The sequence below is a fragment of the Falsiroseomonas sp. RANM36 genome (assembly GCF_056682175.1).
Map to the genome: position 1 here is coordinate 552,251 of NZ_JBWXTD010000003.1, position 5,152 is coordinate 557,402.

The window sequence follows — 5,152 nt, forward strand, 5'->3', positions numbered from 1 at the left end:
GGGCGGGGGTGCGGGGGGGCCCCGGGCGGGTGCGATCCGCGATGGCCCCGCGCCGCCGCCGCGCGGGGGGCGGGGGCGCCCGGCGGCAGGCTGCGGTGGCGCAGAGGGATCGCCCGCGTCGAGGACGGTCTCGCCCTGCGACGCTGCCGGTTGCGGCCGCGTGATGTCGGTGGCGCGGAAGCGACGCTTACCGCCGGCGATATGCGCCTCGCCGGCCTTGCGTGCCGCCTCGGCGTCGCCGGCCGCGATGGCGCGCAGCATGGCCGCGTGTTCCGCGTTGCTCTCGCGCATGTTCTCCGTCTCCACCAGGGCGCGGCGGCGGAACAGGTGCAGCTCGTTGCCGAGTTCCTCGTAGAGCCGGCGGGTGCGCGGCCCGGCGCCATGCGCCAGGAGGGCCGTGTGGAACTCAAGGTTGGCGGCGTAGTAGGCGGGCGCGTCCTCGGCCCTGCGCGCATCGTCCATGCGCTTCACCAGCGCGCGCAGCGTGCCGAGCTGCGCCGGTGTCGCCGCCTCCGCCAAGCGCGCGCAGGCGAGCCCCGTGATGGCGGCACGCAGGTCGTAGATCTCGTGCGCCTCCTCCGCGCTGACCTGGCGCACATAGCTGCCCTGGTTGCGCACCGCGACGACGAGGCCTGAGCGTTCCAGCCCGCGCACCGCCTCCCGCACCGGCCCGCGGGAGACGCCGAGCCGCGTGGCCAGCGACTGCTCGTTCAGCCGCTCCCCCGCCGCCAACGTGCCGGCGAGGATCATGCGCTCCAGTTCCTGGGCGACGAGGGAGGAGAGGGACCGGGTGCGCACGATCTCGAGCGCGCTCTGCGGCACGAGTTCCGCCGCGGCGGCGCGGGGGTCCGCGCGTCCGGCGCCGCCTCGGGTCCGGGTCTCCTCCATGGCGCGGACACTGGCCGCGCCGACTGTCATCTGTCAACAGTTTGCGCCGGGCCTCCCCGATGCTATGCAGCCCCACCGCGAAGGAGGAACCGCCGATGCCCGAAGGTCACGTCGCCCCCGGCCACGCCATGCAGGCCTCGACCGCGCTGTCGCGCTTCAAGGTGCTCGACCTGACGCGCGTGCGCTCGGGCCCCACCTGCGTGCGCCAGCTCGCCGACTGGGGCGCCGAGGTCATCAAGATCGAGATGCCGCCCGCACTCGACGAGGGCGACCCGATGGGCGGGCCGCGCGGCGGCTCCGACTTCCAGAACCTGCACCGCAACAAGCGGGCGATGACGCTGAACCTGAAGTCGCCCGACGGCGTCGCGCTGTTCAAGAAGCTGGCCGCGACGGCCGACGTGATCGTCGAGAATTTCCGCCCCGACGTGAAAAAGCGCCTCGGCATCGACTACGAGGCGATCGCGGCAGTGAACCCGCGCATCGTCTACGCCTCGATCTCCGGCTTCGGGCAGGACGGCCCCTATGCGACGCGGCCGGGCTTCGACCAGATCGCGCAGGGCATGGGCGGGCTGATGTCCATCACCGGCCTGCCGGGCCAGGGCCCGGTGCGCGTCGGCATCCCGATCGCCGATCTCTGCGCCGGCATCTTCGCCGCGCAGGGCATCCTGGTCGCGCTGCTGGAGCGCGAGGTTTCCGGCAAGGGCCAGTGGGTGCAGTCGTCGCTGCTGCAGGCGCAGATCTTCATGCTGGACTTCCAGGCCAGCCGCTGGCTGATGGAAGGCCAGGTGCCGAAGCAGGCGGGCAACAACCACCCGACCTCCATCCCCACCGGCGTGTTCCAGACCACCGACGGCTACATGAACATCGCCGCCAGCGGCAACAAGATCTGGGAACGCTGCGCCCGCGCCCTCGGCCGCGACGACCTGCTCGAGGACGAGCGCTACAAGACCGCCGCGTCCCGCAGCACGCATCGCGACGTGCTGAACGCGGAGCTCGAGAAGACCACGCGCAGCAACACCACCGCGCATTGGGTGAACGCGCTGAACGAGGCCGGCGTGCCCTGCGGCCCGATCTACAAGGTGGACGAGATGTTCGCCGACCCGCAGGTGCAGCATCTCGGCATCGCGCAGCATTGCGACGCGGACGGCCGGGACGTGGCTTATGTCGGCCAGCCGATCGCGCTGTCCCGCACGCCGTCGAAGGTGGTGAGCCATCCGCCGGAGCTCGGCCAGCACACCGACGAGATCCTGGCGGGCATCGGCCTCGACCAGGCGACCATCGACGACCTGCGCGCGCGCCAGGTGATCTGAGGAGACGCTCCCATGGACGGGATGATGGTGACGGGCAGCGAGAAGATGCTCGCCCGAAAGGCCGACGGCATCGGCTGGATGATCTTCAACAACCCCGAGCGGCACAACGCCGTCTCGATGGAGATGTGGCAGGCAGCCGAGCGCATCCTGACCGACTTCGCCGCCGATGACGCGGTGCGCGTGGTGGTGGTGACCGGCGCGGGCGGCCGCGCCTTCGTCTCCGGCGCCGACATCTCCAAGTTCGAGAGCGAGCGCGCGAGCGAGGAGGCGGTGGCCGCCTATCAGGCGCAGACCAAGGCGGTCTACGACATGCTGGGCGACTTCGCGAAGCCGACCATCGCGATGATCCAGGGCCATTGCATCGGCGGCGGCGCCGCGCTCGCCGTCTGCTGCGACATCCGGATCTGCGGCGAGACGGCGAATTTCGGCGTGCCGGCAGCGAAGCTCGGCCTGGGCTATCCGCTGGACGGCATCCGCCGCCTGGTGGACCTGGTCGGCGCGTCCTTCGCGAAGGAGATCTTCTTCACCGCGAAGCGCTGGTCGGCCGAGGAAGCGCGCATCATGGGCCTGGTGAACCGCGTGGTGCCGAACGACAAGCTGGAAGAGTTCGTGGTGGACTACGCGAAGACCATCGCGGGCAATGCGCCGCTGACGGTCGCGAGCGTGAAGGTCATCGTGCGCGAGGCGCTGAAGGATCGCGGCACAGCGGACGAGGCGCTGTGCGACAGCTGGGTGAAGCGCTGCTTCGCCAGCAAGGACTATATCGAGGGCCGCCGCGCCTTCATGGAAAAGCGTCTGCCGCAGTTCAAGGGACGCTGAGTTCCTCCGGGCGCAGCGCGCCCGGGAAGTGGCAGGCGACACGCTGGCCGGGGGCGACCTCGGCCAGTTGCGGTGCCTCCGCCGCGCAGCGCGAGACGGCGCGCGGGCAGCGCGTGCGGAAGCGGCAGCCGCTCGGCGGATCGGCCGGGCTCGGCACCTCTCCCTTCAGCACGATGCGCGTGCGCCGCTCGCCGCCGGGTTCCGCCGCGGCGGAGAGCAGCGCCTGGGTATAGGGATGCTGCGGCATGGCGAACAGCGCCTCGCGCGGCGCCTCCTCCACGATGCGGCCGAGATACATCACCGCGACGCGCGGAGCCATGTGCCGCACGGCCGCGAGGTTGTGGCTGACGAAGAGGCAGGCGAGGCCGAGCCGCGACTGCAGCTCCCGCAACAGGTTCAGCACCTGTGCCTGAATCGAGACGTCGAGCGCCGAGGTCGGCTCGTCGCAGACCAGGAAGGCCGGCTCGGTCGCCAGGGCGCGCGCGATGGCGATGCGCTGGCGCTGGCCGCCACTGAATTCGTGCGGATAGCGCTCGGCATGGTCGGGCAGCAGGCCGACCGTGCCCAGCAGCTCGGCGACGCGCGCGCGACGGAAGGCGCCGTCGCCCGTGCCATGCACCACCATCGGCTCCGCGACGAGGTCGCGCACCGTCATGCGCGGGTTGAGGCTGCCGAAGGGGTCCTGGAACACCACGCCCATGTCGCGCCTGAGCATGCGCATGGCGCGGTCCGGCAGATGCGTGATGTCGTTGCCGCGGAACAGCAGCGTTCCGGCATCGGGCTCGATGAGCCGGATCAGCAGCCGTGCGAGAGTGGACTTGCCGCAGCCCGACTCGCCGACCAGGCCGAGCGTCTCGCCCGGTGCGATGGCGAGGTCAACACCATCCACGGCGCGCACGCCGCCGGCGAACACCTTGCCGAGCGCGCGGGCCTCGACCAGCACGCTCACGCGATCTCCTCCGCGCGGATGCAGGCGGCTTCGGTGCCGGAGGGCAGCGCGCGCAGCGCGGGCGGCGCTGCCTCGCAGGCGGGCCGCGCATGGACGCAGCGTGGCGCGAAGCGGCAACCGGGCGGGAAGTCGGCCGGCGAGGGCACGACGCCGGGGATCGCCGGCAGGTCGCCGATCGGACCCTCCAGGCGGGGAATCGCGGCGAGCAGCGCGCGGGTGTAGGGATGCGCCGGCTGCTCGAAGATCGTGGCTGCCGCGCCCGTTTCCGCGACGCGGCCGGCATACATCACCACCACGCGCTCGCAGATGTCGGAGACGACGCCGAGGTCGTGCGTGATGAGCAGCACTGCCATCCCGAGTTCCCGCCGCAGGCCGCGCAGCAGGTCGAGGATGCCGGCCTGCACCGTTGCGTCGAGCGCCGTCGTCGGCTCGTCCGCGATCAGCAGCTTCGGCCGGCAGGCCAGTGCGATGGCGATCATCGCGCGCTGGCGCATGCCGCCCGACAGCTGGTGCGGATACTCGTCCACGCGCCGCTCCGCGGCGGCGATCTCGACCAGCTTGAGGAGGGAGATCGCCTCCGCATGCGCGTCGCGCCGGCTCATGCCGCGATGGCGCCGCAGCACCTCTGCGATCTGCTCGCCGATCGTGAGCACCGGGTTCAGCGAGGACATCGGCTCCTGGAAGATCATCGCGACGCTGTCGCCGCGCAGGCGCTGCATCGCGCGCTCCGGCAGCGTGAGCAGATCGCGATCCTGGAAGCTGATGCGCCCCGCCGCGCGACCGCCGATCGGCAGCAGGCCCATGATGGCGAGCGCCGTCATGGACTTGCCGCTGCCGGATTCGCCGACGACGCCGAGCACCTCGCCTTCCGCGATGTCGAAGGAGACGCCCTCCAGCACGCGAGTCGGGCCGAAGGAGACGGCCAGGTCCTGCACAGAGAGGAGGTTCATCGGATGGCGGTTCGCAGCCGCGGATCGAGCGCGTCGCGCAGCCCGTCGCCCATCAGGTTCAGCCCCAGCACCACCAACGCGATCACCACGCCCGGCGTGATGGAGATCCAGGGCGCCTCCTGGATGAAGTCGCGCCCGTCGGCGATGACGCCGCCGAGCGTCGGCCGCGGGCGCCGGGGGGCCCCGCCCCGGGAGCGGCGCCCCGCCACGGGCCCCCCCCCCCCCGCCCCACCAAA

At 71.8% G+C, this 5,152-nt stretch carries 5 protein-coding genes and 1 pseudogene; 2 read left to right on the forward strand and 4 right to left on the reverse strand.

All coding sequences use genetic code 11. From position 1 onward, the window contains the following. A partial coding sequence (locus AC1MIR_RS07420; protein WP_480027542.1) for an FCD domain-containing protein occupies positions 1-888 on the reverse strand: 888 nt, incomplete at its 3' end. 95 nt (positions 889-983) lie between these two features. Here AC1MIR_RS07420 and AC1MIR_RS07425 point away from each other — a divergent pair. Both AC1MIR_RS07425 and AC1MIR_RS07430 read left to right on the forward strand, forming a co-directional pair. Next, positions 984-2,198 (forward strand): CaiB/BaiF CoA transferase family protein, encoded by a 1,215-nt coding sequence (locus AC1MIR_RS07425; RefSeq protein ID WP_480027543.1) that lies wholly within the window; start codon positions 984-986, stop codon positions 2,196-2,198. A 12-nt stretch (positions 2,199-2,210) separates the two neighbouring features. Then, positions 2,211-3,017 (forward strand): enoyl-CoA hydratase, encoded by an 807-nt coding sequence (locus tag AC1MIR_RS07430; protein ID WP_480027544.1) that lies wholly within the window; start codon positions 2,211-2,213, stop codon positions 3,015-3,017. Here AC1MIR_RS07430 and AC1MIR_RS07435 read toward each other — a convergent pair. The 3 genes and pseudogenes from AC1MIR_RS07435 to AC1MIR_RS07445 form a co-directional block, all read right to left on the reverse strand. Further along, entirely contained in the window at positions 3,004-3,966 is a 963-nt protein-coding gene (locus tag AC1MIR_RS07435) for an ABC transporter ATP-binding protein (protein ID WP_480027545.1), read from the reverse strand. The genes AC1MIR_RS07430 and AC1MIR_RS07435 overlap by 14 nt on opposite strands. Then, positions 3,963-4,916 (reverse strand): ABC transporter ATP-binding protein, encoded by a 954-nt coding sequence (locus AC1MIR_RS07440; protein ID WP_480027546.1) that lies wholly within the window; start codon positions 4,914-4,916, stop codon positions 3,963-3,965. The genes AC1MIR_RS07435 and AC1MIR_RS07440 overlap by 4 nt, the downstream gene beginning before the upstream one ends. Then, a pseudogene (locus AC1MIR_RS07445) lies at positions 4,913-5,152 on the reverse strand (hypothetical protein); the annotation flags it as partial. The gene AC1MIR_RS07440 and the pseudogene AC1MIR_RS07445, both read right to left, overlap by 4 nt.

Coding starts and splice junctions, on each gene's coding strand:
- AC1MIR_RS07425 (WP_480027543.1), top strand. CDS start 984: ATGCCCGAAGGTCACGTCGCCCCCGGCCACGCCATGCAGGCCTCGACC.
- AC1MIR_RS07430 (WP_480027544.1), top strand. CDS start 2,211: ATGGACGGGATGATGGTGACGGGCAGCGAGAAGATGCTCGCCCGAAAG.
- AC1MIR_RS07440 (WP_480027546.1), bottom strand. CDS start 4,916: ATGAACCTCCTCTCTGTGCAGGACCTGGCCGTCTCCTTCGGCCCGACT.